3 protein-coding genes are annotated in these 3,859 nt (G+C 38.1%); all 3 read right to left on the bottom strand.

All coding sequences use genetic code 11. The features are described from left to right. Positions 1-191 precede the first annotated feature (191 nt). The 3 genes from LBQ60_00655 to LBQ60_00645 all read right to left on the bottom strand — a co-directional run bounded on the left by LBQ60_00655 (position 192) and on the right by LBQ60_00645 (position 3,533). Complete coding sequence (locus LBQ60_00655) at positions 192-923, bottom strand: SIMPL domain-containing protein (protein MDR2036411.1); 732 nt, start codon at positions 921-923, stop codon at positions 192-194. 528 nt (positions 924-1,451) lie between these two features. After that, positions 1,452-2,606, bottom strand: a complete 1,155-nt coding sequence (locus LBQ60_00650) for an ATP-binding protein (GenBank protein ID MDR2036410.1) — start codon at positions 2,604-2,606, stop codon at positions 1,452-1,454. Between the two features lie 177 nt (positions 2,607-2,783). Continuing rightward, the gene (locus tag LBQ60_00645; GenBank protein MDR2036409.1) at positions 2,784-3,533 is read right to left on the bottom strand and encodes a DeoR/GlpR family DNA-binding transcription regulator; all 750 of its coding nucleotides are present in this window, start codon (positions 3,531-3,533) and stop codon (positions 2,784-2,786) included. Between the last annotated feature and the right edge of the window lie 326 nt (positions 3,534-3,859).

The raw sequence follows: 3,859 nt of genomic DNA, 5'->3' as shown, positions 1-3,859 counted from the left end.
GAGTCGATATATGTCTCTGCATCTTTTTTGTCGTAAGGATACGGAAACTGGTTTGTCAGCCATCTGGCGACATTGTTGTTATTGGCATGTTCGGCAAGATTTTCCGCATCCGACATTTTCCAGTTACGCAGTTTGTAATCCATATTATTTTTTGAGCATTGTCTTTAAGTTGCCTGCATTTAACAAATTCACTACTCCAACGAGAATACGATATTAATTTCGGAACTTACACCCTGTTCTCCCGTGGGAACAACCGAATTGTCGGACAAAGAAAGGGCCTCTTCTTTAAAGGCGAGATTGTTCTGGAATGCGCGGATTTGGGCTACATCGCGGCTTACCGCTTCCGAAATCGAGACTACTTTTCCTATTTTACGGTTTGAAAGTTCGGCATATTGCCCGGCTTTGTCAAATGCTTTTTGATAGGCCAGTTCACGGCTTTGCCTGAATAATTCCGTTTTATTTTCAATGTCAAACCTGATCTCCTGAACATCGACTTTGTCTATGGCCGTGATTTTATCCAGTATGGATGAGAATCTTTCGGGAATGTTTATCATATCGTTTACGGTTACGACAATGGTCTGTTGCGCCCGTTGCCCGAGCCGAACCCGACGCCCGTTCCTGTAATCGTATTCCACGTCATAGTTGAGTGATATGGTTTTCATGAATTTTTCCTCCACATTTTCTTCCTGCAGTATTTTCAATATCCGTTGCATGGTTTGCTCTACGGCTTTTTTGGCTTCTTTAGTCGTTTGGGCGGTTTGGGAGAAACCGATGTTCATTAGCACCATGTCGGGTTGTGCCAATACGGTACCGATTCCCGAAACCGATACCGAATCCTGACTTTCCCGTACGTTGGGATTACATGATGCAACTAAAAAAAGTATGAGAAAAAATGCCGTGCCTGCGAATAGTTTCCTGTTCATTTTACTTTCTGGTTTTATAATGTTATTCCTGTAAAAAATGTTTTTATCCATGTAAATATATTATAATTATTCATTCCTTAATAAATAAAATAGTATCCGATTAGATTTAGTTATTATATCGGCTTCTGTATTCACGGCATCGGGTAATAATAAGATAGTACGATCCAATAAACTACTCGATGAAAATGGTATCGTACAAGCTTTTTCTTTTTTGTTTTTATCACGGAAAATTATTATTTTTGTATTATGAAATGCAGCGAATTTCGTAGCAGTTAGGCGAATACAAATTCGGTGACATGTCTTTTTTTGTTATTTAATTTCGAATCCCCGAACCTTAACATGTCAGGCGGTAACTATTCAGTGTTTTAATTGATATATTTTTTCAGTTAAATCCAAAAAAAGTTTTTTTGAGAGGTTCTCTAGACCAATTAGCTTCGCTGTTCTGACAGAAATTTTAAATGGTATTTTTAGCCATTTAAATTTATATTTCTACTATCTTAACAAAAGCTTTAACAGGTGAAACCGCAATCATATCTTATGGTCTATCATGTTTTTCAATTCATTCAAAGATACAACATCTATTTTATCTTTCATCGACCAACTGTCTGGTGAGGGTGTTACTATAAATGTATGCTTGGGTGCAACATCTTCGAAAGCAATGTAATTTCCTTTTGATAAGATTGGAGAGTATGAGGCTTTACATTCAATTGTGAAGATTGTATTTTTTATTTTCATCACAAAATCCACTTCAGCTCCATTGGTGGTTCTATAATGAAAAAACTCTGCATCCGGATATAGTCCTTTCAGGTTTGATAATACAATTTGTTCCCAAATAGAACCAAATGCCGGATGTCCTGAAAGTTCCTCAAAACTTCTTAATCCGAGTAAAGCGGCAGTAATGCCTGAATCAGAGATATATACTTTTGGGGATTTAACCAATCTCTTTCCAAGATTAGAAATATATGGCGGTACTATTTCTACCATATAAGTCCCGGCTAATAAATCAATGTAATTCTTTACTGTAGTTGAAGTCACCCCCAAAGAAGTGGCTAAAGTGGAATAATTCGCCGTTTGTCCATTGACATGGGCTAGCATTTGCAACAAACGCCTCATGGTGGTTGGGGTAAATCCGGCCCACTGCAATAGATCCCGTTCTAAGAAAGTCGTAATAAAACTCTCCCTCCATTCGAAAGAGATTTCATGATCATCTGCAAGCAAACTACGGGGAAAAGATCCTGCCGAAAAATACCTCTCAATAGCATAATCATTCTCTAATTCTTCCCAAAGAAATGGGGTCAGTCTTTTATATGATATTCTACCAGCCAGGGATTCTGAACTTTGTTTCAACAAATCCCGAGAGGCCGAACCAAGTATTAAAAAACAACCGGGTCTGTCCCATTCATCGACTAAACTTCTGATCAGTGGGAATAATTCAGGTTGCCGTTGTATCTCATCTATACATATCAGTTTTTCCTTCTGTGAAGTTAAAAACCATTCTGCGTCTTCCAGTTTACGCAAATCTGATGGTCTCTCCAAATCCAGATATATACTTTCCGGATAAGTGTTTAACAAATGTTTGACCAAAGTTGACTTACCACATTGGCGAGGCCCTGTTACAGCAGTAACCGGAAAATTCTGTATGGCTTTTAATACACTCGGCTCAAGATATCGATGGATATACATTTTACATCAATTTGCTTCCATGCAAATATACAAATAAAAATTGAAATATGCATGGATCAATTTGTTTTTATATCTCTCATGAATGGTGAGATCATTGATGTCGGGAAAACATACATGAGAAAAGGTAAAAAGCCAATTCGGTCTTAGCAATTATTGATAAATAACCGGAGCATTATCTTATACCACCTCATACGAATACTTGGGCCAATGTTGCTTTATATAGTCCACTTTGCTGTCTTCGGTAACAATATAATCGATCTCACCCAAAGAGGCGACATGAAAATTTCTAGCTGTTTCCAGTTTATGTGCGTCGGCTATGACAACCCTTTTGGTTCCCTGAAGTAACATGCTTCGCTTTATTATCGCCTCTTCGCGGTCAGAGTCAGTCAATCCTTTTTGTGGATGGATATCGCTTATTCCAATAATCACCCAATCGGGATACACGGACTGTAACATCTGGAAAACAGATATGCCGACTGTTACCTGCGAAGATGAAAAGACTTTACCACCCAGAAGTATCAGTTCAACGTTGGGATAACCGGATAGTTCATTGGCTATCGGCAAACAATTGGTATAAACGGTAAACCTTTTATCCTTGGGTATTTGACGGGCTACTTCAAGAGTAGAGGTGCCGCCATCGATCAGTATCACGTCTCCTTCTTTAAACATCGGGACCAATTTAGCTGCCATTTGTTGTTTGATAAGAGTTGCGGTATTCAGCCTTTCTGTGAATTGTATCGATATCTCAGACCGGGCTATCGCTCCGCCGTGTACTTTGGTCAAAAGACCCAGCTTTTCCAGATCTATAAGGTCTCGTCTTAACGTATCGTCCGAAATTCCTAATTCTTCACTCAGTTCGGTAACATATATCCGGTTATCCGCATTTATCCTGTCTATGATGTATCGTTGTCTTTCTTCTTTCAGCATAATTCCGCATTTTTATGTTGGATAATTGCGTAAATATACGTATATTTAAACGGGAAAACCAATTTTGATGAAGATTTAAATATAATAATGCGGTTTTGTGCGTATTTGGAGCCGATTTTAAAATATAGGGTAGGATATATGGTAAATACCGCATTTGTTATAAACAACCTATTTGTCGGTTTTTCATTTAAAGCAACCATTTTTTAAATTAAATACGATGAAGTACAAACATTTTGTTTTTGATGTGGACGGCACTTTATTAGATACGGAGTTTGCCGTTTTGCAATCGTGGAAAGAAACGCTTTTCGAGTTGAAAGGAAAGGTCT

The organism is Bacteroidales bacterium (assembly GCA_031275285.1).
Taxonomy (GTDB): domain Bacteria; phylum Bacteroidota; class Bacteroidia; order Bacteroidales; family UBA4181; genus JAIRLS01.
Note: the sequence above shows the minus strand (reverse complement) of the source record. Positions and strands in the feature narration are given on the sequence as shown.